General features: G+C 47.0%; 26 protein-coding genes and 1 riboswitch. Of the genes, 8 read left to right on the plus strand and 18 right to left on the minus strand.

Annotated elements, in window-relative coordinates; genetic code table 11:
- The first annotated feature begins 126 nt into the window (after positions 1-126).
- A complete protein-coding gene (locus AC58QM_RS25460; protein ID WP_497287631.1) occupies positions 127-1,488 on the plus strand; it encodes an S-layer homology domain-containing protein in 1,362 nt (453 codons plus the stop codon).
- A 68-nt stretch (positions 1,489-1,556) separates the two neighbouring features.
- Here AC58QM_RS25460 and AC58QM_RS25465 read toward each other — a convergent pair whose 3' ends face one another.
- The 4 genes from AC58QM_RS25465 to AC58QM_RS25480 all read right to left on the minus strand — a co-directional run bounded on the left by AC58QM_RS25465 (position 1,557) and on the right by AC58QM_RS25480 (position 6,213).
- Entirely contained in the window at positions 1,557-2,354 is a 798-nt protein-coding gene (locus tag AC58QM_RS25465) for an energy-coupling factor transporter transmembrane component T family protein (RefSeq protein WP_497287632.1), read from the minus strand.
- Entirely contained in the window at positions 2,345-3,847 is a 1,503-nt protein-coding gene (locus AC58QM_RS25470) for an ABC transporter ATP-binding protein (RefSeq protein WP_497287633.1), read from the minus strand. The genes AC58QM_RS25465 and AC58QM_RS25470 overlap by 10 nt, the downstream gene beginning before the upstream one ends.
- A 4-nt stretch (positions 3,848-3,851) precedes the next feature.
- A complete protein-coding gene (locus AC58QM_RS25475) occupies positions 3,852-4,448 on the minus strand; it encodes an ECF transporter S component (RefSeq protein ID WP_497287634.1) in 597 nt (198 codons plus the stop codon).
- A 136-nt stretch (positions 4,449-4,584) separates the two neighbouring features.
- Positions 4,585-4,695, minus strand: a riboswitch (TPP riboswitch).
- 72 nt (positions 4,696-4,767) lie between these two features.
- On the minus strand, positions 4,768-6,213 hold the full coding sequence (locus tag AC58QM_RS25480) for a methyl-accepting chemotaxis protein (protein ID WP_497287635.1): 1,446 nt from the start codon (positions 6,211-6,213) through the stop codon (positions 4,768-4,770).
- Positions 6,214-6,397: 184 nt separating this feature from the next.
- On the opposite strand from AC58QM_RS25480, the gene AC58QM_RS25485 reads away from it, so the two are divergent.
- Positions 6,398-7,129: a DUF3105 domain-containing protein gene (locus tag AC58QM_RS25485; RefSeq protein WP_497287636.1), complete on the plus strand. Its 732-nt coding sequence runs from the start codon at positions 6,398-6,400 to the stop codon at positions 7,127-7,129.
- On the opposite strand, the gene AC58QM_RS25490 is transcribed toward AC58QM_RS25485, so the two are convergent.
- The gene (locus AC58QM_RS25490; RefSeq protein WP_497287637.1) at positions 7,130-7,912 is read right to left on the minus strand and encodes a helix-turn-helix transcriptional regulator; all 783 of its coding nucleotides are present in this window, start codon (positions 7,910-7,912) and stop codon (positions 7,130-7,132) included.
- Between the two features lie 126 nt (positions 7,913-8,038).
- On the opposite strand from AC58QM_RS25490, the gene pyk reads away from it, so the two are divergent.
- Positions 8,039-9,451: a pyruvate kinase gene (gene pyk / locus AC58QM_RS25495; protein ID WP_497287638.1), complete on the plus strand. Its 1,413-nt coding sequence runs from the start codon at positions 8,039-8,041 to the stop codon at positions 9,449-9,451.
- A 596-nt stretch (positions 9,452-10,047) separates the two neighbouring features.
- Positions 10,048-10,995, plus strand: coding sequence for a UV DNA damage repair endonuclease UvsE (uvsE, locus tag AC58QM_RS25500; RefSeq protein WP_497287639.1), 948 nt, complete (start codon positions 10,048-10,050; stop codon positions 10,993-10,995).
- Between the two features lie 55 nt (positions 10,996-11,050).
- Here uvsE and AC58QM_RS25505 read toward each other — a convergent pair whose 3' ends face one another.
- Entirely contained in the window at positions 11,051-11,908 is an 858-nt protein-coding gene (locus tag AC58QM_RS25505) for a YihY/virulence factor BrkB family protein (RefSeq protein ID WP_497287640.1), read from the minus strand.
- Between the two features lie 88 nt (positions 11,909-11,996).
- On the opposite strand from AC58QM_RS25505, the gene AC58QM_RS25510 reads away from it, so the two are divergent.
- Complete coding sequence (locus AC58QM_RS25510; protein ID WP_497287641.1) at positions 11,997-14,345, plus strand: UvrD-helicase domain-containing protein; 2,349 nt, start codon at positions 11,997-11,999, stop codon at positions 14,343-14,345.
- An 86-nt stretch (positions 14,346-14,431) separates the two neighbouring features.
- Here AC58QM_RS25510 and tpx read toward each other — a convergent pair whose 3' ends face one another.
- Genes tpx through trxB form a run of 3 tightly spaced genes read right to left on the minus strand, consistent with a single transcriptional unit; the run spans position 14,432 to position 16,277 of the window.
- Positions 14,432-14,962: a thiol peroxidase gene (tpx, locus tag AC58QM_RS25515; protein WP_497287642.1), complete on the minus strand. Its 531-nt coding sequence runs from the start codon at positions 14,960-14,962 to the stop codon at positions 14,432-14,434.
- 36 nt (positions 14,963-14,998) lie between these two features.
- Entirely contained in the window at positions 14,999-15,310 is a 312-nt protein-coding gene (gene trxA, locus AC58QM_RS25520) for a thioredoxin (RefSeq protein ID WP_497287643.1), read from the minus strand.
- The gene (trxB, locus tag AC58QM_RS25525; RefSeq protein ID WP_497287644.1) at positions 15,300-16,277 is read right to left on the minus strand and encodes a thioredoxin-disulfide reductase; all 978 of its coding nucleotides are present in this window, start codon (positions 16,275-16,277) and stop codon (positions 15,300-15,302) included. Before trxB ends, trxA begins: the two co-directional genes overlap by 11 nt.
- Before the next feature lie 250 nt (positions 16,278-16,527).
- Here trxB and AC58QM_RS25530 point away from each other — a divergent pair, with 250 nt between their 5' ends.
- Positions 16,528-17,445, plus strand: coding sequence for a peptidyl-prolyl cis-trans isomerase (locus tag AC58QM_RS25530; protein WP_497287645.1), 918 nt, complete (start codon positions 16,528-16,530; stop codon positions 17,443-17,445).
- Positions 17,446-17,850: 405 nt separating this feature from the next.
- Here the strand turns inward: AC58QM_RS25530 and pdaA are convergent, their stop codons facing one another.
- The 5 genes from pdaA to AC58QM_RS25555 all read right to left on the minus strand — a co-directional run bounded on the left by pdaA (position 17,851) and on the right by AC58QM_RS25555 (position 21,700).
- Entirely contained in the window at positions 17,851-18,615 is a 765-nt protein-coding gene (gene pdaA, locus AC58QM_RS25535) for a delta-lactam-biosynthetic de-N-acetylase (protein WP_497287738.1), read from the minus strand.
- Between the two features lie 117 nt (positions 18,616-18,732).
- On the minus strand, positions 18,733-19,374 hold the full coding sequence (locus tag AC58QM_RS25540; protein WP_497287646.1) for an HD-GYP domain-containing protein: 642 nt from the start codon (positions 19,372-19,374) through the stop codon (positions 18,733-18,735).
- On the minus strand, positions 19,271-19,738 hold the full coding sequence (locus tag AC58QM_RS25545) for a hypothetical protein (protein WP_497287647.1): 468 nt from the start codon (positions 19,736-19,738) through the stop codon (positions 19,271-19,273). Before AC58QM_RS25545 ends, AC58QM_RS25540 begins: the two co-directional genes overlap by 104 nt.
- The gene (locus AC58QM_RS25550; RefSeq protein WP_497287648.1) at positions 19,735-20,157 is read right to left on the minus strand and encodes a response regulator; all 423 of its coding nucleotides are present in this window, start codon (positions 20,155-20,157) and stop codon (positions 19,735-19,737) included. The genes AC58QM_RS25545 and AC58QM_RS25550 overlap by 4 nt, the downstream gene beginning before the upstream one ends.
- Entirely contained in the window at positions 20,150-21,700 is a 1,551-nt protein-coding gene (locus tag AC58QM_RS25555; RefSeq protein ID WP_497287649.1) for a sensor histidine kinase, read from the minus strand. Before AC58QM_RS25555 ends, AC58QM_RS25550 begins: the two co-directional genes overlap by 8 nt.
- A 146-nt stretch (positions 21,701-21,846) precedes the next feature.
- Here AC58QM_RS25555 and AC58QM_RS25560 point away from each other — a divergent pair, with 146 nt between their 5' ends.
- Entirely contained in the window at positions 21,847-22,491 is a 645-nt protein-coding gene (locus AC58QM_RS25560) for a response regulator (RefSeq protein ID WP_497287650.1), read from the plus strand.
- Positions 22,492-22,531: 40 nt separating this feature from the next.
- Here the strand turns inward: AC58QM_RS25560 and lepB are convergent, their stop codons facing one another.
- From lepB to AC58QM_RS25580, 4 genes are all read right to left on the minus strand, one after another.
- Entirely contained in the window at positions 22,532-23,089 is a 558-nt protein-coding gene (gene lepB / locus AC58QM_RS25565; RefSeq protein ID WP_497287651.1) for a signal peptidase I, read from the minus strand.
- A gap of 35 nt (positions 23,090-23,124) precedes the next feature.
- The gene (locus AC58QM_RS25570) at positions 23,125-23,739 is read right to left on the minus strand and encodes a hypothetical protein (RefSeq protein WP_497287652.1); all 615 of its coding nucleotides are present in this window, start codon (positions 23,737-23,739) and stop codon (positions 23,125-23,127) included.
- A 66-nt stretch (positions 23,740-23,805) separates the two neighbouring features.
- Positions 23,806-24,573 carry a hypothetical protein gene (locus AC58QM_RS25575; RefSeq protein WP_497287653.1) on the minus strand — a complete coding sequence of 256 codons (768 nt, stop codon included), beginning with the start codon at positions 24,571-24,573 and terminating at the stop codon, positions 23,806-23,808.
- Between the two features lie 80 nt (positions 24,574-24,653).
- Positions 24,654-25,112 carry a hypothetical protein gene (locus AC58QM_RS25580; RefSeq protein WP_497287654.1) on the minus strand — a complete coding sequence of 153 codons (459 nt, stop codon included), beginning with the start codon at positions 25,110-25,112 and terminating at the stop codon, positions 24,654-24,656.
- Between the two features lie 241 nt (positions 25,113-25,353).
- On the opposite strand from AC58QM_RS25580, the gene AC58QM_RS25585 reads away from it, so the two are divergent.
- The gene (locus tag AC58QM_RS25585) at positions 25,354-25,647 is read left to right on the plus strand and encodes a hypothetical protein (protein ID WP_310501662.1); all 294 of its coding nucleotides are present in this window, start codon (positions 25,354-25,356) and stop codon (positions 25,645-25,647) included.
- The last annotated feature ends 78 nt before the right edge of the window (positions 25,648-25,725 follow it).

Consider the following 25,725-nt stretch of genomic DNA (forward strand, 5'->3'; position numbering starts at 1 on the left):
CTGCCAGAAATTTGACAATGACGTGGATGATCAGGCAAGCTATAGTTATAGCAACAAGACCAGCACGTGAAACACTAGATTGCTAGAAACACAAAATTCGCAACATGCCAAGGAGGCCTTTCCTATATGAAACCAAATCATAAACTTAAGCTTATTTCGACGACTGCCATGGCATTAACATTATTCGCTTCTCTATCCCTGGTTCATCCTGCCTCCGCTGCTGTTAAAACAAGCGCTGATTTCACTGATTTGGCTGGAAGCAACGCAGCTTTAAAAACTAAAATTGATCGTATGATCGCTGATGGTATTTTTGAGGGCGTCTCGGATACAACTTTCGGAATCTCGCAAAATATGACTCGTGCGCAATTCGCTAAAGTAGCTACGAAAATTTACAACATCCCGGTTGATCTTACGATTAAGGTGTCCAGCTTCACCGATGTTCATGCAGATGACGTAGCTAATGGTTGGGCAATCCCTTATATTGAAGCTGCTAAAAAAGCCGGTCTTATTGACGGCGTGACAGATACAACTTTCCTGCCTGGCGAGTCCGTTACTGCAGCCCAGTTGGATACCGTGCTACTTAAAGGATTAGGAAAAACGGTTTCTATGACAAGTTCGCCTTGGTACACCGATGCCGTTAAACAAGCTACTTCACTTGGTATTCATCCAACCAGCAAAACTGGCGACCAAGCCGCAACACGTGAGGATCTCGTGCTTAGTTCGTTTGGAGCTCAAGAAGCTTTCAACGCTCAAAAGCCACCTGTTGTAACACCAACCACACCAAGCAATGTTTCCATTGTAGGTGATTACCATTTAGCTAGCGTCATTGATAGTGGTCTTACTAGCTCAGCTACAGGTGTCTCACAAGCGGATGCGGAAGATCCAACTAAAAGTAAATTTGCGAAAGAAATTAAAATAAAAGTAACATCCGCTTCTGGTGAAGAAATTGCCATTCCTGGTGTTGTACAGTCCGTTTTCTCCTCCAATTCCAGCATTGCCAAAGTGGGTCTTAGTTCCGATCATCATGCGTATGTGATAGGGAATAAACCAGGAACAGTTGACGTCAGTGTGATGGTGCAAATCGGTAACGGGGAAGCCAAACAATTGCATGTCAGCGTAACGGTCCAAAGCGATCCTGTGACTGTGAAGACATTAACAGCTGGGGAAACTTCCATTACTGAAACTATGTCAGTTGTTGGTAGTGTGTACAAGGCTGACTTCAATGCTTACGAAGCCATGGATCTTACGGCTATTGATAGCTATGGCAACAAATACGAAGGCACTGATGTTCGAGATTACAACTTTGCTCTAGGCACTTTATTTATTACGAATGATGTGCAAGGCGAAGCAGGTTCCGCTGTTGGCTCCGTAACGCTTGAATCCAATGGTACCGTACATGTAACGGGTAATGTGACTTCATTTGAACTTACAGCCGTATCCGCATCGGGCGTAAAAGCTACAAGCTACATTACACTAGTGAAAAACTAAGCAAACACAAAAGAGCAATCCGTCGCCCTTTGGGTAATGGATTGCTCTTTTTTCTGTGCAAAGGTAGCCTATCGCACATCCACACTATTCAAAATCGGCCAATTCACGGCTAGCCAGTAAGCCGCTGCGATGAGCACAATCCAGTAGAGGATGTAATAGATATCTACCTTGGAGTAGGAAGATACATAATAATAAGTCCGTTGGCGACTCATCGAAAAACGCTTCGCTTCCATCGCCACCGCCGTCCGATGGGCACGGCGAATGCTTTGAGCCAGCAGCGGAATCGCAATCATCCGCATCGTGGTGTACCACGCAGTGAGCGGATTCTGCCGCTTGCGTTTGCCCCTAACCTTGAGCGCATAGCGAAGCGTCTGCAACTCCTCAAGGATGACTGGCAGCATGCGCAGCGCTGCCAAGAAGCTGTACGCGTACTTCGGCGCGACCTTCCACTGCTGCATCATCGCGTAGAACAACGCGACAGGCCGTGTGGTCAAGCTGAACAGTAAGCCGACTGAGGCTACCTGCAAACCGCGTAAACCAAGATGAATGCCGCGGTAGAAGCTCTCCTCCGTGATCCGTATAATGCCAAGGTGATACCACAACGTCTCCCCTGTACCGAACATCATCATCCCGAGTGAGGATGAGACGAATAAGAGCAAGAACGGCGACGTATATAGCAGCAAGCGCTTAGCCGGATGCCCGGAGAGCAACGCTAGCGGAAGCATCGCACCGATTGTCAGAAACAGCATCATGTTGATGTTATGGGTGAAGATTACCACGATGAAGAGCAGAATCGCTAAGATGAGCTTCACGCCCGGATTCACACGATGCAGCCACGTCTCGCGAAAGCTGAACGTTATTTGCATAGCAGCGGTTCACCTCCCGTGACAGCGCGCACGTCAGTTGCAGCGGGCGATGACGCGACCTCCGTCACGCGCCCCGCATCAACCTGCCAGACGCGCGTGGCCCGGCGCTGGACGATCTCGTGATCGTGAGTGACCATCACGATCACGGTTCCGCTGGCGCGCAGCCGCTCCAGCCCCTCGAGCATGCGCAGCGTGCCGCGCGCATCGAGCCCGAAGGTGGGCTCATCCAGCAGCAGGATGCGTGGCCCGCGAACCATCGCGGATGCCACACTGAGCCTGCGCTTCTGGCCCAGCGAGAGCTGGAACGGGTGCCGCTCGCGCAGCGCGAGCAGGTCGTATTCGCGGAGCAGCCGCTCAGCAGCTGCCCACTGGCCCTTTGACTGACCCTCTGGCAAGCCATAGGTCAGCTCTTCTTGCACGGAGTTCGTAACGAACTGGAACTCCGGGTTTTGAAACACAAAGCCGACTTGCTCCGCGAGCTGCTCGACTTTGTTGCCCTTTACGCCTGCGATGACACAGCTTCCGCGGGTTGGGATAAGCCGCATGATCGCGAGGAGGAGCGAGCTCTTACCTGCACCGTTGGCACCGATAACGGTGATCCATTCGCCTGGATATACGCTAAAGTTATCCACAGAGGTCTTGATCTGCCCGCCGCGAAGTCCAACGAAATCCTGAAAAACCATAACAGGCTCAATGGAATTTACGATTACTGCTGCTTCACTTGATGTCCCTGCGCCCCGATCTCCCTGCAAATTCTCCTTGGCGTAATCTTCCCACACCTCAGGGTACCAGATGCCATATTCTCTTATTTGTTCTTTATAAGCTTCAAACATCGTAAGTGGAGGTCCATCTGCCAATACCTGTCCTTCCGGTGTCAGGATGATCAACCGATCGAGCAGATCCAGCATGCCGCTAATTTTGTGCTCTACGATGAGGAGGGTTTTGTTCTCGCTTATCGTCCGAATCGTATCCCAGACTTGCTTCGTACCCTCATCATCCAGCAAAGCCGTAGGCTCGTCGAGAAAGAGCACCTCTGGCTCTAACGCTAGCACACTGGCAATGGCCAATCGCTGCTTCATTCCTTGTGAAAGCATACTGATCAGCGTGTGTGCATCCGGCAAATGTAACCCAACATGGTTTAAATAATGGCGAATGCGCGCAGGCATCTCCTCCCGCGGCACTTCCTGATTTTCCAGCACAAACGCTATCTCTTCGTCGACATAGGGCATGCAAAACTGCGTATCAGGATCCTGAAACACATAACCCCATCGGCCTGGCCTGTTAATCTCATCCACTTTGAGCGGAAGCTCAATCATGTCCGGGACAATGCCGCTTAGCACCTGAAGCAACGTCGATTTGCCGCAGCCGCTAGGTCCAAGGAGCAGTACCTTTTCACCAGGCTTGATGGAAAAGGAAACCCCCTGAAAAATCAGGGGGGCGTCATCGCCGGGATATTTTAACCGTAGATTCGTAACGCTCATTCCTTCACTCATCTGTTTACCCCAGTACGTCGTAATCTTTTTTGGAAACGGGACGAATTAGATTCAGTACACCCGTGCGAGACAATGCGCTCGTCAAATAGTACGCGAACACGCCTGCAATCAGCGCGCTGCCCAATAGTCGCAAACTAATGAACAATATGTAATTCCAGAAGGTTAGCTGCTCTATATAGCCATAGTAAGTATCCACAAAGATAGACATGATTGCTGATGCGAAGGATGCCAGAATCGTTACCCCTACAGTCGTGCGGCGATAGCGGAATGCAGCAAATACCAGCTCTGCTCCAAGCCCTTGAAGCACACCGAATACGAGCGTCCCAACTCCCCAATGACCGCCATACAGGGCCTCAATCGTGGCAGCAGCCACTTCTGCCAGCAGCGCAACCCCTGGTTTGCGAATAACGAGGAAAGCAAACGTCGCGGCCATGAACCACATGCCATAACTTAACTGCTCTGCGTGCAAGCCCAGCGGTTTCATCAGATCGTAAAATGGTCCCCAAATCCGATAAATCACACCGAACACTGCCGAGATCACAATCGTGATCAAAATATCGGTCAGCTTCAACCCTTGTTTACTTGCTTCCTTTTGCACCATCTTCTACTCGACTCCTTTTCTCAATTCCTATTTGTCAATGAGATAGGCGAACACGCCAACCTTGGATGTATGTCTTCATCGCCCCCGAAAGGACAAAAAAAGCCCACCGGATTAACGGCAGGCTTGAACATTCGTGCAAAAAAAGCACATAAGGTCTCTACGCTGGCATTATCCAGATCAGATTAACGGTCAGTGGCATAGGGCCACTATCTCAGCCTGACTTCATCAAGCACCCGTGTTGCTATTCATTTGGCTTAACTGTAGCGGATTAACTGCCTTTTGGCAATCCTTTTTTTTCCAAGAGTTGTCCACGCAAGGCTTATTTCTCGATTAAATGCTTCAGATCCTGCGTTAACTCGTTCAATTGACGGATGCTGTCTACGATATCCTGTACGCGATGCTGCTGCACTTCGGCGCTCGCCAACACTTCCTGAACGGATGCTGCCGACTCTTCCGTAATCGCTGCAACAGATGTCATTTCTTCCGCGACGTGTTGCGAAGATACCTGCAACTGTTGATTCATGCGCTGCAAATGCGCAGCTTGCTCCATGACTTCCGCTGTATTTGTGTTGATAACCTCGAACAATTGGTTCACGTTATCTGTCGAATTTTTCCCTGACTCTACGGCTTTCATCCCAACGGCTACCTTCTCAACCGCTGTCACAACTTTCGTCTGAATGGAGCCAAGAATTTCCGAAATATCGGTCGATGCTATGTGGGCGTTCTGAGCCAACTTTCGAATTTCGTTCGCAACTACGGAGAAACCTTTCCCATGTTCGCCTGCGCGAGCCGCTTCGATCGAAGCATTCAGCGACAAAAGATTCGTCTGGTTGGCGATGTCCGCGATAGTGGAAACGATGTTCTCAATTTTCACATTCTCTTCGTTCACTTCATTCATGATATCGGCGGTTTCTGTCACGATAAGGGTAATATCATTGATTTTGAGTGACAAATCCTGCATCTGCGTCTTGCCTTCATTCGTCATTCTCGCCGTATCTCGCGATCTGCTGCTCATCGTATTCGATGCCGCGGTCGTCTGTTCAACCGTTTCATTCACATTCTGAATGGCAGTTGTAATATCGTTGATACTAGATGCCTGTGACTCAATACCGATCGTAATCTCCTGAAAAGCAGCAACCACTTCCTCGGTAATTCTGCCAGTTACAGCAGCGTTCTCTTGTAGGGTTCCACTAGATGTACCCAACACTTCTGTCGTCGTACGCACACCTGCCAGCACTTCATCCGTCTTGATCTTAGAAAGCTCCGATTCTTTCGCGCTTCTCGCGACGTTCGTTAGCATTCTGGTCCCAATCTGACTTTGACCGATGAGCGTCATGATTGTAAGCAGATAGAAAGCATTGACCCCAATCGGGTCCACATGCGGAGTAAGCGTCGTTATGTAAACATTCATATTAATGAGCCCGATTACACCATTCAGCACTAGCGGCTTGTAGTCCATATATAAAGAAATAAGAGCTAAGCTAAGGTACAAAATAAAAAGACCAAATAACGACGCACTATTCGACATAAAAAAATAGGAAATCGCACTAAGCCCGACCGCAATAATATACTTTGTATAGGGAATAGCAACCTTTTTCCAAGTTAGAATTGTACATACAATCGCAATCGGCACGCCGACCGATGAGAGGGTGATCATCATGGATACGGATGTATAAGCAGCCGCGACCCCAAGTGCAAGACACGCCCATAAAAGCTTAACCATTAAGCTATTTCTTCTGTTTAATTCGAGCAATTGCTCTGACATCGTTACTCCCCCTTGATAACTTCCACAAAATCAGACATTTTCCTACACTATTCAACAAGGATGCTTGTATACCCTCTATTTTAGATGCCAAAATCAGGATAAGATTAGAAGTTGACTTCTACCCCAAATAAAAACTACAATTTGTAGTGTCTTCATTATTTTTCAATACAGGAACTTATCCAGGATGGATCATTCCACGATGCAGAAGGGGATTGAAACGATGACCATATTGCTCTATATCGGACTAGCTTTACTCATTGCCGCTATCATTGGCTATGTGCTCGCAGCACGCATTAACAAAGACAACACCTCTCGGTTGAAGAAGGCCGAAAAGCAAGCTTTGAAAAAGAAGCACAAGACCTGGCAACTGATTTCACATGCCCTGCTCATTGTTGCTATCGGCAGTATAGGTACTTCACTCATTCAGAGCTCCGCCGGCAAATATAGTCTAGACAAGCTAAATCTACATGCCAACATTCAGGTCACGACAGATAAGGACTACGGACGCGATCACAAAGATGGGACCTTGATGTACGAGATGAAAATCCCTACTTCAGGCACACATAGTCCCCACGATTTGAAGTTCGGCTTCTATAAGGAGCGCCCTGGTTACGAGATGCTTGTCCACAACCTGGAGCATGGGGATATTATCATCCATTACCATCCCGACGCACCGAAGGAACTGCTTGATCGACTTGAGTATCTGACCCATTTTAAGACGGCTGGGGCTGGGGTTCTCGCAGTTCCTAATGTGGATGTGCCTGCTGATCAAGAGGTTGTTGTTACGGCTTGGACAAAAACGATGTCACTTACCAAATTTGATGAAGCTAGCGTTAGTACATTTATTTACGAAAACATCAACAAAGGTCCTGAACAAATTCCAGCAAATATTCGACTTGGCGGCGGAACGATGTAATTATTTTCGAATCGTTTCACGATCTGAGACTAACTCGGTCGGCACCAAACCTGTCATTCTTCGGAATACACGGTAAAAATAAGACGGATCGTTATAGCCGATAAATTCGGCTATTTCGGTTACGGTCAGGGCGGAATGGCGCAACATGTAGATGGCGGTTTTGATCCTTGTGACGTGCACGAATTCACTAATCGTCTGACCCGTAACTTGGCGAAAAAGGGAGGCTGCATAATTCGGTGACCGACTGATGCAGAGGCCTAACTCGTCTTTGGTCACATGTTCGCGGTAATGATTCTGGATGTACCCCTTCATTTGCTCCACGAGAAGTGACGTTGCTGAGGTTGTGGCAGCCTGATCACACTCTCGTTGGAGATACACAAACAGCTCTTGCAGATGCGCTTCACACAGCGCCATGTAATAGGGCTGTTTGTCTTGCCATCCACGATGAATCAACCGCAGCCGATCTGCGATAATATCGAATTTACCCGTCTGTCGGCAAGTGTGCGTCTCTTGTTGAAGCAGAGGAAAGATGTGCTTGGCTATTTGTACATCCATGTGCAGCACAAATTTCTCATGAATTTTTGTAGGCATACTTCGCCCATAATAGGGTGTATCTCCCGGAATGAGCAGCCAGTGCCCTTTGTCTAGTACTTGTTTTTTCTCGTTAATCCAATACACACAGCGGCCATAGATCACAAAAATAAGCGTCCAATCTTGGTGGATCTTGGGCTGTTCCTCGTTCCATGAGCTGCTTTTATGATAGTCAAAGCCTGATAGCTGCATAGATCCCTCGGCACCTCTCTATCGTACTATATTGCATATATCATACTATAGTTCATAGAAACTCGCATCAATAAGGCATATAATGAAGCCAACTAATCTCTTACATTCGAAAGGAAGTCCTTCACGATGCGTAAAACGAAAATTATTTGTACCATGGGTCCTGCCTGCGATTCCGTTCCTACCCTGAAAGAATTAATCCGCTCTGGCATGAGCGTTGCTAGATTAAATATGGCCCACGGCGATTTGGATGAGCACCGCGGTCGTATCCAACGTGTGCGTCAAGCTGCGCAAGAAATGGGTGTAATTATCCCGATTCTGATGGATATCAAAGGCCCTGAAATCCGCATCGGTCAATTGAAAGATGCTTCCTATGATTTGCAAACGGGCGATCGCATCGTCTTGACGACCGAACAAATTATCGGCGACTCTAGCCGCGTATCCGTGAACTACCCAGGCTTGCCACAGGATGTGAAGCCGGGCAACCTAGTATTGATCGACGATGGCTCCATCGAGCTGCGTGTTGAAATGATCGACGGCACAGAAGTGACTTGCAGCGTATTGAACCCTGCTCAGCTGAAACAGCGCAAGGGTGTTAACTTGCCGGGCGTACGCACATCCTTGCCAGGTGTGACGGAGCGCGATGTCATGCATATCAAATTCGGCGTTGAAGAGAATATTTCCATCGTCGCGATGTCCTTCGTTCGTAACGGAAACGATGTTCGTGAGGTTCGCGCTCTTCTTGAGCAGCACGGTGCTGGTTTGACACCGATTATCTCTAAAATCGAGAACGAAGAAGGTATGACCAACTTCGCTTCCATCTTGGAAGCTTCCGACGGCATCATGGTTGCCCGTGGTGATCTTGGTGTTGAAATTCCGACAGAAGAAGTTCCAATTGCACAAAAAGATATGATCCGCGCATGTAACTTAGCAGGTAAGCCTGTTATCACAGCTACGCAAATGCTGGATTCCATGCAGCGCAACCCGCGTCCGACTCGCGCTGAAGTGAGTGACGTAGCCAATGCCGTGCTTGATGGCAGTGACGTTGTCATGCTTTCCGGCGAGACGGCAGCTGGGAAATATCCGATCGAGTCTGTGACGATGATGGCGACGATCGCTGAGCGCGTCGAGCAAACAATGGTGCGCAGCTCCTTGGTAGATGCACAACTGCAATCCAACAACGAGATCACTGAAGTATTGTGCCAAGCTGTCGTATCTTCTGCGAACAAGCTGCATGCAGCGGCGATTTTGACGCCGACAGAGACAGGCTTTACAGCGCGCATGATTGCGAAATATCGCCCAGAAGCACCGATTATCGCGGTAACAAACAGCCAGCACGCGATCAGCCAATTGAGCATGGTGCAGGGTGTTATCCCTGTTCTTGGCGAGTTCTGCGAATCGACAGACGCGATGATTCGCTCTGCGATTAACCAAGCAGAGACGCTTGGTTACGTGAAAAAAGGCGACCTCACTGTCGTCTCCGCTGGTATTCCAGTTGGGAAGTCCGGTACGACCAACCTGTTGAAGGTTGAGCGGGTTTAATCGACCGCTCACGTGGGAGGTTCGTCTGTTCTGACTAGTTAGATTTCTAAGCAGGCTACTTTCGACCGCTCAGAGTGAGTTTGGTGGCTGATGCGCTGCTGAGACTACAATAATCGACCTCTCATGTGGGAGTTTCGTCTGTTCAGACTAGTTTGGTTGCTGAGAAGGCTACTTTCGACCGCTCGGAGCATGTTTGGTGCTGAGGCGTTGCTGAGACTGCAATTATCGACCGCTCATGTGGGAGTTTCGTCTGTACTGACTAGTTGGATTGCTGAGAAGGCTACTTTCGACCGCTCGGAGTGAGTTTGGTGCTGAGGCGTTGCTGAGACTGCCATTATCGACCTCTCATGTGGGAGTTTCGTCTGTTCAGACTAGTTGAATAGTTTCATAATTACCTGTCTGCGTAGTGCAGACCATTAAACCTCCATTCCACCCTTGTCCTGTGGAGTGGGAGGTTTTTTGCGTCCTGTTGGAGTCTTGTTGAAGTCCTGTTGGCAGTCCGCCTGCAACAAGCTGAAAATTTGTTAGAAACCAAGCTAGAAAACGGGGTACACTAGAGTAACCATTAACTAACGAGTAACGGAGGACGCACGCGAGTGATTATTCGACTTGGATTCGTATCAACCGCAATGGCAATTTTTAATAATACACCTAGCTCGACGTTTACATACAAGCTTTTTTCGGAGCGGCCACGCGAGGAGGCCATGCAGCGGGCTATTGACGTTGGGCGCAAAAATCTCCAAGCCACACAGCGCATCCTTTACTACAATGCCGCTCACGGCATTCGGTTGTTTCGGTTGTCATCTGCGCTGATCCCACTGGCTACACATCCGGATGTGCGGATTGATGTTGCCGCGGAATACGCGGATGAGCTTCGCAAGCTCGGTGACTTCGCAAAGGAGCACGATATCCGGCTCAGCATGCACCCGAACCAGTTCACCCTGCTGAACGGAAGCGATAAAGTGGTCGATGCGGCCATCGATGACCTGAATTATCATGCAGCCATTCTAGATGGCATGGGAATGGACGAGGCCGGCATTATTAACATTCACGTCGGCGGTGTGTATGGCGATAAAGGGGCCGCGACGCAGAAGCTCTTTGACAACGCACCGAAGGTGCCCGAGCATGCCATGAGGCGGCTGACGTTCGAGAATGATGACAAAACGTACACCTTGGAAGAGACACTCGCCGTCAGCCAGAAGCTGCAGCGCCCGTGCATGCTGGACTTGCACCACGACTGGTGCAATCCCTCGGCCCTTTCCCCCATCGAGCTGCTTCCCCAAATCGCAAAAACTTGGGGCGATCTGCCGATGAAGATTCATGTCTCCTCGCCCAAAAGCGAGAAGGAATTCCGCTCTCATGCTGATTATATCGAGCCAGAGATGTTGACTGCTTTTCTGAAAAGCTGCAAAGAGATCGATCTTCCTCGCATTGACGTCATGATTGAAGCGAAAGTGAAAGATTTGGCGCTGTTCCGCCTAGCAGAGCAGCTTGGCAAAATTCGCGGCGTTAAGCGGTTGGAAGGCGGCGTCTTGAGCTGGTGAGATCACCATCTCGCCAGACTATCCCTTACATAAAAAGAACCGATTTCTGAAGATCTCAGAGTCGGTTCTTTTTCGTCGTATCCAGCGTCGCAGCATTCGCCATATTAATATTTTTCACATGACGTAAAGCATTAATTTCGCCACCGATAATGATGATAAGCGCAGAAATGTAAAACCAGGTCATCAACACGATTACCCCGCCGATACTGCCATAAGTCGCGCTATAGTTCGTGAAGCTATTAACATAGAAGGAGAACCCCAACGACGTACCTTGCCAACCGATGGCTGCAAATAAGGAGCCGGGCAGTACGCTTTTACACGTTAAGCAGGTATTAGGCGCTATGTAGTAAATACCGATGAAAACAATGAATATGATGACAAAATTTATAATCCATCGCAGGTGGTTCCACAGTTCAATATGTCCAGCAGCAATATGCACATGCTCTGCCGTCCAATCCCCAATCCGATGGCCAAATACGCTGAGCAGCAGCGCCGATACGATCACGACGAGCATGCCTAAAGTGAGCATTACGGCCAGGAAGCGAGAATGAATGAAGCTTTTGCGTGCCGGCAGTCCGTACGCTTTATTCACGGAACGCACGATCGCATTCATCGCCGCGCTAGCACTGACAAGGGCCAAAATTAATCCGAAGGAGAGGGTCCCCCCTCTTTTGACATTGAGTAGATTACTGAGCGTTTCCTCCAACCATCCTGCCACCGCACCCGGAATGTACTCTCTGAGCAAGCCAATTACATCGTCGGAGGAAAACGGTAAATACCCCAGCAAACTTATCATAAACAGCAGCAGTGGAAATATAGAGAGCAGAAAGTAGTACGCGCATTCCGCAGCAAGACCTGTGGCATCATGTTCGTTAAACTGTTTCCACAGCAATTTAGCGTAAGATTTAACCATACGGCTATTTTTCCTTTCATACGGCTGTAATTGTGATAAAATAGGTAGTTCAGTCTTGCAAGAACATTGTTATGAAACAGGTGGTCACATGAATTCTCTTCCGATGTATACAACGCCGTTAGGCTTTAAACCAACGACAGATCGACCCGTGCCCCATGCGAAAATGGCACTTCTTACGAATAGCACGGAGCTCGTACCTGATACCGATAAAGACAGCTATTTTTTCCGTGATCTAGAAGAACACGGTATCCTCCTCAATGAAGCTCAAATCAAGGCAGTTCGCCATTATAAAGGTCCTCTGCTCACGCTGGCTGGCGCTGGTTCAGGGAAAACAACGGTGCTTGTGTGCCGCGTTGCTTATTTACTCCGAGTCCATCAGGTACAGCCTGCAAACCTGCTGTTAATTACATTTTCCAAAAAAGCCGCTGAGGAAATGCGGGAACGCCTCACCACGATGCCAGGTCTACATGCGAGTATGGCTAACGTGATGCAGGTGCGAACGTTCCATGCCTTTTGCCTGCGATTACTGCGAATGAACGGGCTGCAACAGGAAATTCTGAGTGATGGCCGTTTTCAGCAAATTGTGTTCAAGCGAATCATGCTTAGTATGGGCTTGCAGGACACGTATCAGCCTGAGGTGCTCATTTCACTGCTTTCCTCCTATAAAATGCAGCTTATCGAGGTCGAAGATCTCCCGGAAGGCACGGAAGAGGAGCAGGAAGTCAAAAAGATTTTCTTGCAGTATGAACAATGGAAAATGGAGCAACAGAAGATCGATTTCGATGATATTTTGATCAAAGCGTACCAACTACTCCTCCACAATGCTGACATTTTGCGCTCCATGCAGCGGAAATTCACGTATATCAGCGTCGATGAATTCCAAGATACGAATACGGTGCAGTATGAAATTATCAAAATGATTGCAGCAACTCATCAGAATTTAATGGTTGTGGGTGATGATGACCAAACGATTTATTCGTTTAATGGGGCGAGAAATGAATTTATTTTACAATTTCATGAGCAGTATCCCGCAGCTACTACCGTTACGCTAGATATCAACTATCGGTCAACGTCAAGTATTGTTGGTCTGGGTAATGCCATCATCAAGCATAATGTGCAGCGGAAATCGAAAACGCTATTGGCTACAAAAGAGAGTACCCAAAAGCCGCATTATGTGAAACCGGCAAATAGTGATGACGAGGCGGATTGGTTAATTAGTGATATTCGGCTTAAAGTGGCCGAGGGTGGAAGCCAGTATGGGGATTTCGCGATTTTGTATCGGACAGCAAGCAACAGTCGGGCCATTATTGAGCAACTCATCCTGCATAACCTCCCTTTTGTGGATTATGGCACCAATGATTCGTTCTACGAGCAGTGGATGGTGAAGCCAATTATTGACCATTTGCGGATTGCACATGAGCGGCGGAATTTTGAAGCCATTGAAGGCGTCCTCCCCTCATTATATATTGGACGAGACCAAGGCATGCGTATTATTCAAGATCAGGAAGCGATTCAGGCGAAAAAGTGGCCTTTAATCCACCTGCTTGGGCTTCCCCAGTTGAAGGATTTTCAGAAAGATAAGCTGAAGGCTCGCATTCGTCTTATCAAAACACTCGTTGAAATGACGCCGCTCGCAGCTATTCAGGCGATTCGTAAGGATTTCTACGATGCGTTCCTAGAGACCAACAAGCGCAGCAAGCTTACCCAGCATCGGGAGATGCTAAAGGAAACATTGGACGAGCTAGAGTCCTCTGCCAAGCGTTTTGATACGGTGGAGCAATTTCTTTATTTTATCCATGAAGTGGCGGAAAAACGCACCGAAATGAGCCGCCTGCCCAAAGAGCAATTTGCGGACAAAATCTCGCTGATGACGATTCACAAATCAAAGGGCCTAGAATTCCCGATTGTGTACTTGCTCTGTGCGATTGAAGGCAATATGCCGCATAGCTCGGCACTCGATGCCAGCCATTTGGACGATGTCAAAATGGTAGGCGTGGCGGGGCGCGACAAGGGAACCGCCGCGCTCGAGGAAGAACGGCGACTGGCCTATGTCGCCGTGACACGGGCCAAAGGCGAGCTGTTGATCAGCTCGCCAGCGTATTATCGCGGGAAGAAGGCGGAGCCTTCCCGGTTCTTGGTGTCCGCGTTCCCTGGCGCGGACACAGCCGTTGTGACCAGCCGCAGCAAGCCGGCTGGTGGCGGTGCGGCCGCTAGCGCAGCAGCGGCCGGGCGACCAGCCACGGCTCCGCAAGTGGCTGGGGCTAGGGCTGCGACCGCGACCGAGCGGGTCGCGGCGTGGTTGTGCAGCGCGACCGGCTGCAAAGCTTGGTCGCGGATCTCTTCGCCGCAGGAGGCACGACTCGCGGCGAAGGCGTGCCCGCTCTGCGGCGCGGGCATGGTCAAGGGCAGCCGCGAGATCGCGCTGTCGCGGCGGTAGCTATCCGCCCGTTTCAGCCTTCTCACGACGGCAAAAACCAAAAGAGCAGCAACCCCACAAGGGATCGCTGCTCTTTTTTCTACCTTTTACACTAATTCTTTCAACGCACTTAGAGCCGCCTCATAATCAGGATGGTTCTTCATTTCAGTCAAATACTCCACGTAGCGAACAGTATCATCCGCATCTACAATGAAAATCGCGCGTTGATCCAGCTGAATTTCTTTGATAAGCACGCCATATGCTTGGCCGAATGAGCGATTTTTGTAGTCAGAAAGGGTAATGACTTTATCAATACCCGCCGCGCCACAGAACCGGCTTTGAGCGAACGGCAGATCCACCGAAATCGTCAAGATAACGACATCATCACCAAGTTTATCGGCTTCCACGTTGAAGCGGCGCGTTTGGGCGTCGCATGTCCCCGTATCGACAGATGGAACAACCGAGATAAGCTTTATTTTGCCAGCATAATCCGCTAAGCTCACTTCCGTCATCAGATCCTTATTCACTTTAAAATCCGGTGCTTTATCCCCAACTTTAATTTCCGGACCTAACAAAGTAATTGGATTTCCTCCTACAGTAGCTACCCCTGTGCGTTCTTGTACATGTGCTTGTGTCATATGAAATGCCTCCTATAATGAGTTAGTTTTATATGCTTAAACGGCTGCAATAACAGCTTTCAATTTCTCTTTGCTCTGTACCCCAACCATCTGATCGACCAATTGCCCATCTTTAAAAACAAGCAAAGTCGGAATACTCATCACGTTGTATTTCACGGCGGACTCTGGATTATCATCCACATTAATTTTCACAATTTTGGCGCTCTCGCCTAGCTCGGCAGCTAGCTCATCTAGGATCGGAGCGATCATTTTACAAGGGCCACACCATGGAGCCCAGAAATCGACGAGGACGGTACCTGTCCCTGTTTCATTTTGAAAGGTTGCATCGGAAATTGGTTTAACGGACATTGTTCATTCCTCCTTGAAGTACTAGTTCTTGATCTTGTGAAGCATGTTGTTCAGAAATGAAGCGTTCGGCATCGAGCGCGGCCATACATCCACTGCCCGCTGAAGTTATGGCTTGGCGATAAATACGGTCCTGTACATCACCACAAGCGAATACACCTGGGATCGACGTTTGTGATGTGCCTGGAATCACTTGCAAGTAACCAAGCTCATCCGTTGGCAGCTGTCCGCCTAAGAAACCCGTGTTCGGGGTATGCCCGATCGCTAAGAAAATACCATCCGCTTCTAGCAATTCTTCTTCCCCAGTCGCGTTGTTGTGAACTTTCAGGCCAGTCACGCCCATCGGTCCCGCAACTACTTCAAGTGGGGTGCGATTCAAGCTCCAAGCTACTTTGCTATTGCCGCGTGCGTGATCCTGCATGATTTTCGATGCTTTGAGATCGTCTCTACGATGTACGACACGCACTTCAGACGCGAATCTCGTCAGGAACTGTGCTTCTTCCATTGCGGTGTCGCCGCCGCCGATTACGATGATCTTTTTGTTCCGGAAGAAGAATCCGTCGCAGGTTGCACAAGTACTTACCCCTTTGCCGATATTGTCAGCCTCACCAGAAATCCCTAACTTCTTAGCCGTTGCCCCCGTTGAAATAATCACGGAATCTGCGGTCAATTGTCCCCCGTCCTCGAGGAATAAGGTAAATGGTCGTTTCGAGAAATCCACTTCTGTTACGCGTCCAGACTGAATCGCAGCACCGAAGCGTAGCGCTTGCTTCCGCATATTGTCCATTAACTCAGGTCCCGTAATCCCATCTGGAAAACCTGGAAAGTTATCCACTTCTGTTGTTGTAGTCAACTGACCGCCTGGTTGTATACCCTCTATCACGAGGGGCGCCATATTCGCTCTTGCTAGATAGATGGCTGCGGTTAGTCCCGCAGGTCCAGTTCCAATAATGATCGCTTTATGATGCATAGGAATTCCTCCTTATGGACTATCGTTTCACTTTTTATATTTTATACAATTTAATTTGAAACAAATCTTATGAGCAAATCATATCAATCACAGCTACATTTGTCAACAATTAAATTGTACACAAAGTAATTTTGCAGTCTAAATCTGTATTAAGCTGACGTTCAGCTTACACTCATACTCTCTTCAGCTTGGACAGGCATAATGGGTTACAGCACAACACAACAGCCACATCACGAGAGGAAGAATATAAATGAATTCAACAAATAATCGCAAATGGGTATGGACATCATCGATACTTTTGGTCAGTCTGATCGCTTATGTATCCGTATTCCCACCTGTTTCTAAAAGTGATACTGCAGCTGCAAAAGCTGTTGCCAAAGTCAACGGAGTTGAAATCAGTTCATCCAAGCTGTATGACGCGTTAGTTGCAAGTGGCGGTGCGCAAACCTTGGACTCGATGATTACTGAAGAGCTGATTAGCCAAGAAAGCAAAAAAGCCGGGGTCCAAATCACCGATGCGGATATCACAGCTGAAATTCAAACAATTAAAGACAGCTATGGCACTGAAGATGAGTTTAACCAAGCGCTTACTAACTATGGAATGACAATTGATGATTTGAAGAAGAATATGCAATCGCAAGTCATGCTGAAGAAGATTTTGGAGCCTCAAGTTACCATTACGGATGATGAGATCAAGAAGTATTATGATGAAAACTTAGAGTCACTTAAAGTACCTGCACAAGTGAAGGCTTCTCATATTTCTGTAGCCACTGCAGCTGAGGCAGATGCGATTATTGCGAAGTTGAAAGGCGGCGGAGATTTCGCGGCTATTGCGAAGGAAAGCTCCACCGATGCAGCAACGAAGGATAAAGGCGGAGATCTTGGGTATATTTCAGCAGGACAGGGCGATCCGGTCTTTGAAGCCGCAGCATTTGCTTTGGAAACGGGTGGCGTGAGCTCAGCCGTACAAACAGCGACAGGTTACGATGTAATTAAGGTAACTGATCGTAAAGCGGCTTCTACACCTACCCTTGCAGACAAAACAGAATCAATTAAGAAAAGTCTAGTTGATCAAAAGATTTCAACGCTGTCTCAAACCTGGTTAGAACAGAAGAAAACCGAGGCGAAGATCGAAAACAATCTGTCTAGCTTGTTGAAAACAACTTAATTGTATCTCTAATACGACGTATGTGAGTTTGGGGGACTGAAATACCTGTAAAATAGGTAGTTAAATTGCGCCTTCTCCACTCATAATGCGATTTAGATGGAAAACATCCAGTTATTTTCAGCCTATCTCGGCATATTCGGAAATATGGCGCCATTTAGCTACATGAAATCCAGTTATTTGAGAAATTCGAGCTAAATTCATTAGAATAGCTGTAGAAAATCCAGCTAATCGGTAGGCGGAACATCTGCTCGGATAAGATGGCTATCTGGTGGGGTAAGCGAAACGTCTGGTCACACGAGCAGGAAGTCTCGCCAGACGTTCGAGGCTGAAGTGAAACTGCCTCGCACTCCCTCTCTACAACCAAAGAAACCTCCTTAGCTTTCTCAGCTAAGGAGGTTTCTCGCATTACGGCGTGCGCTGCTTCATCTCGTCCAGGCTTTTGAACTGGTAGCCCTGCGCCCGAGCGGCGTCAATAATTTTCCCAAGCGCTTCCGTATTGTCACTGGAAACGGAATGCAGCAGAATCACAGCACCTGGATGCAGCTGGGCCATTATATTTTTGTAGGCATATTCCCAGCCCTTCTGTTGCTTAGGCTCCCAGTCGCGATACGCAACGGACCAGAATACATTCGTGTAGTGAAGTCCTTGGCTGACAGACAGCGAACGGTCATTGAATATGCCCCGCGGCGCGCGCAGATAGTGCATTTCCTTTTGCCCCGTAACCGCGGCGACCTCGTCTTTCACTTGATTAAGCTCTTTCTGAATGCGTTCCGCCGGAATTTGACTCATATCAGGATGGCTCCACGAATGGTTGCCGATCAGATGCCCCTCAGCTGCCATGCGCTTCAATAGCTCTGGCTCCGTCCGGATATAGTGGCCTGTCACGAAAAATATAGCAGGTACCTGCTTCTCTTTGAGCACATCTAGAATCCGACCTGTGTAGCCTTGTTCATACCCATTATCGAAGGTTAAGTACAATTCCTTTTGTGATTGATCGCCTGTAAAAACAGCCCCATGCTGCTTCAACAGACCCTTAAAGCCTTCTTGATCAATCGATGGCGGTTGACCATTGACGCTCTTTTTGAAACCAAAATGATAGGCGCCATCAGCAGCAGAAACCATTGTCATTTGCCCCGCGAATAGAGCCAGGGAAAGCATGAGAATTCGCATGATGTTCACGTGGTTGTCATTCACTCCTTGCCTGATGTGGTGAGTTGTGATGAGTTACAGTCAACTGGGACTGTTACTAATATGCCACACCACGGCAGGAGATTATGTGTACACTGCTCAATCTATCACTTTGCCGAACGCTTCAACGACATCCGCTCGAAAGGACATATGGGTTAACTTTTTTATCTCAGCGAATGATTCTTTACTTGTGGTCTCCTGCCTGTAGGAACGCGGTGTCGTCAGTGCCAGGTACACTTCAACTATACCAAGCATCTGCGAGAGAATTGGAATTTGAGCACCCTCTAGACGATACGGATAGCCTGTGCCATCTATTTTTTCATGGTGATACAGAAAAGCCTTTTCTACTTCTTGAAACTCTGGAATGCCTTCGCATAATTCCCTTGCCATATAGCAGTGTTCCTGTACAACTTCATACTCGAACTCAGATAACTTACCTTCTTTTTCAAACATATAATCCGGCAATTTAACCCGACTCACAAAGTGCATAAGCGCTAGCAAATCAATCTCCCACTCCTGCACCTTCAGGCCGCCATACGCATGAACAAGTGCTTTGAGCAAGGCACTCATTTCACCGATTTCTTTGCGGGAAGTTTGTGTCTTTCTCTCTCCAACCGAAATAAACGATTCGAGGATATTAATCACTTGCTGCTTCTGTTTTTGAAAAGATACGGCATCTGCATTGGCTTTGTATTGATACATGGCTGCTTGAACGATACCTCCCGAATAATACCGCGCCATACAGGTAAATCTTATATTCAACTAACAAACTGAGCATGACTGGAAAAAAGATAAGCGCAACCCACATTTGCTGCAAGGTTAATGGATTGTATAAGGTAACCACTACGATCACCAGAAATATTAGGGCAGGTGCAACCATTTTCGAATACCTGCTGTGCGCTGGCATCATGTGTTGCAGTCCATACATCGCCCAACCAAACAGCGTAACTGTCGCAGATGTCATCGTATATACATAGGACTCGCTATTTCTGCTTATTAGCCAATAACATAAACCACTCAACGTACATAGCCCAGCCATACTGCCAATGATAAACATACATAGTTGATGAATCGGTTGTCTACTGAAGCGCAGCACGATATTCATAGCCTATTCTCCCCCGTCAAATTAACACGGTTCTCCTTGGGTTGAAATTTTGCCGTTCCCATCATGACTTCATGAATCGTAGCAAGAATTGTCTCCGGACTCGTATCTTTCATTAAATAACCATCTACCCCCGCCTTATAAGCACGATAGATATCTTCACTTTCATCGAACGCAGTTAAGATGATAATCTTCATGCGAGGTAAGCTTTCTTTCAATTTTTTGGAACCCTCTATAATCGATACCCCCGGCATTTTAAGATCAGTTAACAGTAAATCTGGCATGAGGGTCAGCGCTTGAGCTACCGCCTCATTACCGTCAGAAGCTTCTCCCATCACGGTATAAGAACCACATCCTTCAAGTAACATGTGCAGACCTGCTCGTACAATTTGCCGATCATCAGCTATAACCACACTATACATACGCCAATCTCCTTTCTCGCGGAATATAAGCCGTAATGGTTGTGCCCTTACCCAGTTCCGTGTGAAAAGAAAGCGATCCGTTCAAAGATTTGATACGATTTTCCATGCCTCCAAGTCCATAACGCCCCTGTAAGTTTCCTTCCGACAGCTTCATACCTATGCCATCATCCCTAATTGTGATTGACCACTGCACACTTGTGACCTCTATTTGCACATAAATATGCTTGGCTTGCGCATGCTTGATGACGTTATTCGCAGCTTCCTCAACCAGATGATAAATGGCCTCCTCAATCTCAAGCTGTTCGTGTGCAATCCAACCATTTTTCTCAAAGCTTGGTTTTACTTCTGTATGCTCTGTCACTCGATGCAGCAGTTTCTCTATGGCATGATGAAGATTGATTTTTCTTTTCTCATCCTTCAGTTCGATAATAAACTGTCTAATCTCACGGTGACTTTCTTTGACCTTCTTTTCAATTTCGACAACATGAGGAAGTATTTCATTACGTACTTCTACAGGAAGCGATTGCTTTAACTGAAACAGCTGAATAGAGATGAAAAACAATTCCTGCGTGATACCGTCATGAATATTTTGCGCGATCGTATCACGTTCTTTCGCAACCGCCTTCTCTGCTGCATGCACCAATTCTCCTCCAACAAAGTGATCAGCTTCCAATCGAATTAGCAGAAAACGAATATACATGTGATGTAGAAAAGACAATTCATCCTTACCCGCATTCACAAGTAACCAACCGTACATATTTCCCAAGCGATCCTTCAGTGTTTCGATATAAAAAGGTAAAACCTCGCCTGTCGGAGAAGGCACTTTCGCATACATTTTGTGAGAAGGCGGCATATTTTGTTTCAAATAGTTCAAAAAGTAAGTCTGTCTCCAACTTCGGACTTTTTCTGGCTCTCTCACCGCAGTCAGACACAAGATAACATCGCGGTCATCCAGCACCTTCTTGAGTACGCCTTCCAAATATGGAACCACACCTTGATGTTTGGCTGAAGCCGCATATGGACTAGATGCGTAAATCCTAGCGAGCTTCCTGTATTCTTTATGTACAACCTTAACCCCATAATGTACCGTTCCAACACTAAGCATGAAAATGAGGGCGATAACACTATAATCCAAATGCTTTTTCAGGTACTCATACATGGATGTTGAAGATACACTGGAAAATAGAAGCGGAATTAGCACCAGATAGCCTAGTATAACGGAATAAAATACACGCCAAGTTACATACCTTTTGATCGTAACCAATCCTGTAAAGCTGTACACCAGAAATGGACTTGAAGGTCCCCCCGTATGGCTTAGCAAATAGATAATAAAACATAGATCCATAACAGTTGCACCTATCCCTATACTCCTAGGCATGTGTCTGGTATGTACAAGGCTATACATGGTTTGGAAAAGTACAGCCATCAATAGGAACTCTTGGGGAACTAGATGATCTCGGACATACAATAAAAGGCCAATAAGCAGCAATGTCCATCTGCAAGCGAGGAATACATATAAGCCTGTTCTCTTTTGAAAAAACATAGTCCAACTGCTCCTAAGCTTAATGTAATCTTTATGGTATTTCGCCAAAATGTGAGATATAATTGAGAATCTACTAATGTATGGTAAAAAAGACCTAGGTAATAAGAACTATAACATAGTTTAGTTTTCTATAGGAGGTTAACCTTATGATTCGTATAATTATCCTTGATGACCATCCGCTTGTCCGACAAGGCATTCGTACAATAGTAGCATCCAGCCCACTCATGCAAGTGCTTGGTGAAGCAAGCAACTCCAGGGAGGCGCTTCTTCTCCTTGAACAATCCACGCCTGACCTCGTTCTCGTTGATTTAAATTTAGGCAGCGAAAGTGGATTAGACATGATCCAAGAAGCACGCCGTGCGGGGCATACATGTAAATTCTTGATATTAACTTCATCCATCACACGAAGTGAACTTCTATTAGCCCAATCCCAACAAATTGAAGGCATCTGTTTGAAAGAAGCTTTTCCAGAGGACCTCTTATATGCGATCGAAGTCGTTGCTCGTGGACGTAAATATTACGATCCTGATTTAATGAGTTCACTGATGGAGAATCACACAGCTGATACAGATCACTCGATTTCCGAGCTGACCCCCAAAGAACTTGAGGTCCTGCTAGCCCTTGGCAAGGGACGTTCGAATAAAGAAATTGCCAACACACTGTTCATCACTGAATTCACGGTTAAGAAGCATGTGAGTCAAGTATTAGCCAAGCTCGAATTAACAGATCGTACACAAGCAGCCCTTTATGCTCTCTCTAAGGGATTAGTGCAATTCGAACTTCAACGATAACACGCCAAAGATCCGCCAGGATGACCCGCCGGATCTTTCATTATTTCAGCTCAAGTGGCATCGAAATTCGTTTCATTGGGAATAGAGAAACGGCTGCATATCCCTTCACATCTTTCATTTGAACCTGACCCAGGGATGGATCTCGACTATCCTTACTCTCACCCAAATTCCGATTGTCTCCAATAACAAACAAGTGCCCACTTGCCACAGTCTGCTCTTTCATATCCTCCGACTTCCCGACCGTATACAATTCAGGCAAAGGATTTCCATTGACATAAATGATGCCATTTGCGATGAGTACGTGGTCACCTGGAACGCCGATCACCCGCTTAATGATGGAAAAGCCTAGCCGCTGGTCCTTGATAACCACTACATCTCCGTATTCGGGTAATGAAAAGAAAAGCGGAATTTTGTTCATGAGCAAGACATTCCCATTGTGTAACGAGGGATTCATTGAATTGCCCGAAACTTTGGTAAGCCCGATCATATTATTAATTAACATGAAGATAAGTCCTAGGAGTAAAACAAACCGAATCCACCCCCACACTTCACTTTTCTGCTTACTTCTTGCTGGTGTCTCCACTATCATTTCTTCCATATGATATTCACCTCTATGACTAAATTCTGATGTCGTTAGTTTTTGTAAGTAACCTCTACTACCGTAGTTGGTTTGGATTGTACTCCGTATACATCCCCCACAACTGTAGACGGTTGTTGAGGCGGTGCTGGAAGTTGAGGTGGAAGTTGAGGCGGAGCTATGATTATGCTCGGCACTGTAGGCACAAACAAAAGATTAGGGGGTACGTAACTGTCCACTAACGCATCCATTCCCGCCTGAGCGCTATCTTGAATCACTTGAAGCTTGCGTAAGATTTGCGCTCTGTCTTGCTCAGAACGTATATTCACTTTGGATAGTAAGTTTTGAACATACTGTCCTAGCGCTGCCGAGTGTAACCTCTTCTGTTCCTCTGTGAAGGCTTCTAGATTTCTGGATGATGCTTCGAGTCGAAGCTGCAATTCTTTCTTCAACAATTCCTTCTGCGTCTCCGTCTCGGATGTAATTGAAGCATCCAAGTTCTGCATAACTTGCCCTGTTTTCTTCGTAAACCACGAAGTCATAGAACCCGCTAAATCTGTATCCGCATAGGAAATTCCGGCTGAAGCCGTGATGATAACTGTTAAAGAGACAATTCCAGCAGCGACCTTCCGCTTCGACCAAGTCTGAACCTTCTTATTTCTGCTCTTCATCTTGCCAGCTCCTTCTGTTAAGAGAAGCCAGAGATCCACCAAGGTGAACCTCCGGCTATTGGGATATTATTTAATGTTTTTAACGATATCGTCCAATTTCTTTAAAGCATCTGCTTCAAGTACATCTGCACGAGCAACAATTCTCCCTTGTGCTGCTGTTTGAAGCTGAGTTGTTAGCTCGGCAAGTTTCGTTTGTAGTGCGCTAATTTTCGTATCAAGATTTGCTTTCACTTCCGCAGTTGCATTTGTTTTCTCTGTAGCTAGCAAAGCTTCCAAATCAGCTTTCGTTTTAATAATATTCGCAGACAATTCTGCTACTGCAGCATCGCTCGTTATTTTAACGCCATCGTTCAATCTGTTTGTATAAACAGCTTCATGATTTTTGATACCGTTCGTGATTTCAATTGTATCTGCAATCCCGATGGCTGCTAGGCTGCCATTCGTTACTGCATTTGTTGTATTAACGACATCATCGTACTCAGCGCCAATGCTGTTCGAGATGCTTGTTTTTTTGTTAGTAATTTGATTCAGGTAAGTAGAATTTTGAGTTCCGATCGCACTGTTAACGCCAGCCAACTCAGCTTCACCTGTCGTCTTAATGTTCACACGAGCTGCGTTTAATCCACTATCAACACTCTCATCAAGCGCTTTTGCTTTGTTCAGGTAATACGTTCCAAAGTCACCTGCGATAGCTAGTTTAGCTGCAGTTGATGCTGTCGTATACCAGCTTTGAAGCTGTGCTCCTGCATCCGTTGCTGCAAACGCTGTCCCCATACCTGCTACTAAACCTGTTGCTACAACACCAATCGCTAATTTACTTTTCAATGCTTTCATTCGTCATCATTCTCCCTTAGTATTAGTCTATTTGTTTCATTGCGCTCACCGATAAGTGAACTCAAAACTCACCTGACTGACTAGTCACCCAGCTTAGCTGTTAAACCTTGAATCGTTTCATCAGCCCATTGCGTCAAGTTATTGCTCATTTGGTTGGTCGAAGTCTGGATATACCGATCAAAAGCTTCCCTGCTAGACTGACTAAGCAATTGCGATGCGCGCTCTAATTGATCCGCGTATACTTGCTGCGTTGTGTCTATGCTGCTGACAACCTTGTAACCTGTATCCTCTGTCACCTTCTCCAAATGAACACCAGCGCGAGCAACCGACTCCTTACCTGATTCATCCAAGGCTTGCCTTACCGTGACTATCTCTTGTTGAAGCTTGCTATCGATCGCTTGCTGATGGATGAATAGCTGTGCCTTGAACCACGTCTGCAGTGGCGTACTCGCCTCGGAATACGCATAGGCTGTGCCCATAACTAGGAAAGTCGATAGGCTCAATGAGATGGTTACTACCTTACGTTTTAAAGGCATCATTGATTTGTGCCCGACCTCCTTTGTTAACTGCGCTCGCTTGCTTACATACATATTGTATCTTGTTATCCAATTTGTGCCCTCGCCCATAAGGGTAGTTTATAACTGCTACCTTCGCGGGAGTCGATGGTATACTTTCGTACCATACGCCAGAGAAACAATCCTTTTTTCCCGACAATTCAGTGATATCCCCCCATTCCACTTAGCTTTCACCTGAATACAATAGAGTACATGATCTGTAGGGGTGGAGATTTCGATTCGTAGACGTGACACTAAACCAATCAAAGAAGATTTACTGCATGTCCTGAAGCTTTCGTCAGAGGAAGATATTTATCAAGCACAGGTTAACGGATTCTCATTAGCCGATATCGCGAAAGCTAACCAGGTAGATGTACAGAAGGTGATTGAACTCCAATTGGCGGAGCTTACCGAGCAGCTGCAGTTGCGATTATTCAATGGCAGCATCACACCTGAGCAATATTTAGCGCAGCGCGCTGAGTTACCAGAGATTATCAGCAAAAGTGTATATGCGATGTGAGCACGCGGCACCCCGATCGGGGTGTTTTTTTTGTCCGCGAAGACTTGTTGCCGCCCTCCTTTTATGTCACTATCAAGA

This window comes from Paenibacillus sp. J22P165 (genome assembly GCF_059692015.1).

Bases quoted from the DNA above. Each gene is read 5' to 3' on its own strand.
- AC58QM_RS25460 (WP_497287631.1), top strand. From the start codon at position 127: ATGAAACCAAATCATAAACTTAAGCTTATTTCGACGACTGCCATGGCA.
- AC58QM_RS25465 (WP_497287632.1), bottom strand. From the start codon at position 2,354: ATGCAAATAACGTTCAGCTTTCGCGAGACGTGGCTGCATCGTGTGAAT.
- AC58QM_RS25470 (WP_497287633.1), bottom strand. From the start codon at position 3,847: ATGAGTGAAGGAATGAGCGTTACGAATCTACGGTTAAAATATCCCGGC.
- AC58QM_RS25475 (WP_497287634.1), bottom strand. From the start codon at position 4,448: ATGGTGCAAAAGGAAGCAAGTAAACAAGGGTTGAAGCTGACCGATATT.
- AC58QM_RS25480 (WP_497287635.1), bottom strand. From the start codon at position 6,213: ATGTCAGAGCAATTGCTCGAATTAAACAGAAGAAATAGCTTAATGGTT.
- AC58QM_RS25485 (WP_497287636.1), top strand. From the start codon at position 6,398: ATGGATCATTCCACGATGCAGAAGGGGATTGAAACGATGACCATATTG.
- AC58QM_RS25490 (WP_497287637.1), bottom strand. From the start codon at position 7,912: ATGCAGCTATCAGGCTTTGACTATCATAAAAGCAGCTCATGGAACGAG.
- pyk (WP_497287638.1), top strand. From the start codon at position 8,039: ATGCGTAAAACGAAAATTATTTGTACCATGGGTCCTGCCTGCGATTCC.
- AC58QM_RS25505 (WP_497287640.1), bottom strand. From the start codon at position 11,908: ATGGTTAAATCTTACGCTAAATTGCTGTGGAAACAGTTTAACGAACAT.
- AC58QM_RS25510 (WP_497287641.1), top strand. From the start codon at position 11,997: ATGAATTCTCTTCCGATGTATACAACGCCGTTAGGCTTTAAACCAACG.
- tpx (WP_497287642.1), bottom strand. From the start codon at position 14,962: ATGACACAAGCACATGTACAAGAACGCACAGGGGTAGCTACTGTAGGA.
- trxA (WP_497287643.1), bottom strand. From the start codon at position 15,310: ATGTCCGTTAAACCAATTTCCGATGCAACCTTTCAAAATGAAACAGGG.
- trxB (WP_497287644.1), bottom strand. From the start codon at position 16,277: ATGCATCATAAAGCGATCATTATTGGAACTGGACCTGCGGGACTAACC.
- AC58QM_RS25530 (WP_497287645.1), top strand. From the start codon at position 16,528: ATGAATTCAACAAATAATCGCAAATGGGTATGGACATCATCGATACTT.
- pdaA (WP_497287738.1), bottom strand. From the start codon at position 18,615: ATGCGAATTCTCATGCTTTCCCTGGCTCTATTCGCGGGGCAAATGACA.
- AC58QM_RS25540 (WP_497287646.1), bottom strand. From the start codon at position 19,374: ATGGCGCGGTATTATTCGGGAGGTATCGTTCAAGCAGCCATGTATCAA.
- AC58QM_RS25545 (WP_497287647.1), bottom strand. From the start codon at position 19,738: ATGAATATCGTGCTGCGCTTCAGTAGACAACCGATTCATCAACTATGT.
- AC58QM_RS25550 (WP_497287648.1), bottom strand. From the start codon at position 20,157: ATGTATAGTGTGGTTATAGCTGATGATCGGCAAATTGTACGAGCAGGT.
- AC58QM_RS25555 (WP_497287649.1), bottom strand. From the start codon at position 21,700: ATGTTTTTTCAAAAGAGAACAGGCTTATATGTATTCCTCGCTTGCAGA.
- AC58QM_RS25560 (WP_497287650.1), top strand. From the start codon at position 21,847: ATGATTCGTATAATTATCCTTGATGACCATCCGCTTGTCCGACAAGGC.
- lepB (WP_497287651.1), bottom strand. From the start codon at position 23,089: ATGGAAGAAATGATAGTGGAGACACCAGCAAGAAGTAAGCAGAAAAGT.
- AC58QM_RS25570 (WP_497287652.1), bottom strand. From the start codon at position 23,739: ATGAAGAGCAGAAATAAGAAGGTTCAGACTTGGTCGAAGCGGAAGGTC.
- AC58QM_RS25575 (WP_497287653.1), bottom strand. From the start codon at position 24,573: ATGAAAGCATTGAAAAGTAAATTAGCGATTGGTGTTGTAGCAACAGGT.
- AC58QM_RS25580 (WP_497287654.1), bottom strand. From the start codon at position 25,112: ATGATGCCTTTAAAACGTAAGGTAGTAACCATCTCATTGAGCCTATCG.